General features: G+C 74.5%; 2 protein-coding genes. Both read right to left on the reverse strand.

The genetic code is table 11. The features are described from left to right. Nucleotides 1-1,348: hypothetical protein (locus FDZ70_10300; GenBank protein ID TLM66762.1), on the reverse strand; the 1,348-nt coding region annotated here is incomplete at its 3' end. Between the two features lie 13 nt (nucleotides 1,349-1,361). Continuing rightward, nucleotides 1,362-1,641: phosphoribosyl-ATP diphosphatase (gene hisE, locus FDZ70_10305; protein TLM66763.1), on the reverse strand; the 280-nt coding region annotated here is incomplete at its 5' end.

The raw sequence follows: 1,641 nt of genomic DNA on the forward strand, positions 1-1,641 counted from the left end.
AGCCGGAGCGCGACTCACCCCACGCGGGCGCGCGGCGGTACTCGCCGGACGCCGTGCGGATGATCGAGCGCTCGGCCCGCAGCGTCTCGAGGTCGCGCGCGCGCCCGGCCGCCTCGGCCTCGCGTTCGAGGCGCGGCGCGGGCGGCGGGAGCACCGAGGCCAGCGCCACCGACTCGGCGACCACGCGCTCGGCGTCCTCGTGCGCGTCCGCGATGCCGTCGACGCCCACGACCTCGCGCAGCCGTGAGACGCGCTCCCACTCGGGGTCGTCGTCGCCGGCCACGTCGTCGCCGGCCCAGATGTAGAACAGCCCGGCGTACATGGGCACGCCGAGCCGGACCCGGTTGTCCGCCTCGACGGCCTTGCGCAACGTGCGCAGCATGACGCGCGGGTCCTTGAGCAGCAGCATCCCCTCGGCGTCCGCCTTCTCCGACGCGATGAGCTGCGAGACGCGGTGGCCGAACATCACGAACTCCGAGACCACCACGGCCACGGCGTACGCGGCCAGCCCGAACGGCGCTCCGGTGAGCAGCATCGCGGCCGACATGACGTCCTTGTCGGCGGCGATCTTCACCGAGGTGGTGATGTAGAGCGCGCCGCGCCGGTCGGCCGCCAGGTACGCGCGCTTCGACCCTCGGCGCAGCGGGAGGTCGTCGTCACCGGACAGGTCGCGGTCGCGCCATCGCCACAGCGGGGACATGACCGCCGAGACCGCGGTGGCCCAGTGCACGTCGCCGGCCAGGTAGCGTGCCATGAGGTTCGCGAAGACCGCGCGCTGCTCGTCGGCGTCGAACCGCTTGGCCAGCGCGGTGGTCACGACCGCGAGCGGCTGCTGCCCGCCGCGCGCGATGAGGAACGCGTTGACGCCGGTGGAGTCGAGCACGAACAGGTCCGGCCGCGGGTCGGTCACGCCCGACGCGATCGCCATGTCCTTGAGCGCCTCGCGGGTGGTGCGCATCTCGTCGAAGGGCACCCACTCCGCGCCCATCGCGCACAGCTGCGCGCGCAGCGGCCGCGTCAGCGTGTGACGCAGGTGCGCCGCGCCCGCGAGCGCGCCGATCCCGCCCGTGACCAGCGCGAACAGGCCCGGGTAGTCGAAGATGGCCGAGGCGGCCAGGTACGCGGCCTCGCCGACGGCGCCCGAACCCGCGTCGCTGGCGACCTCGCCGACGGCCGCGAGGACGGCGAGCGACAGCAGCCACGCCGCCGGCATCACCATGACGACGGCCGCCACGGCCGAGACCGCCACGAAGCCCGCCATGAACAGCGCGACCCGCAGGCGGTTGCGCTCGACGCGCCGCCAGAGCGGCTCGTGACGCAGGCGCTGCTGGACCCGGCGGACCGCCACGCGCGTGCGCCCCCTACTTCCGGCGGCCCGCGAGCTCGGCGGCCAGGTCGTCCATGGTCACGCCCTCGCGGACCATCACGACCATGAGGTGGTAGACGAGGTCGGCGGCCTCCCAGCGCAGCTGTTCCGCCGCGCCGTCCTTGGCCGCCATGACGACCTCGGTGGCCTCCTCGCCGATCTTCTTGAGCAGCTGGTCCGCCGGCCCGCCGAGCAGCTGCGCGGTGTACGAGCCCTCGGGCATGTCCGCCTTGCGCTGCCGCAGCACGCGCTCGAGCTGGCCGAGGACCGCGCCG

It is taken from the genome of Actinomycetota bacterium (assembly GCA_005774595.1).
GTDB lineage: Bacteria > Actinomycetota > Coriobacteriia > Anaerosomatales > D1FN1-002 > D1FN1-002.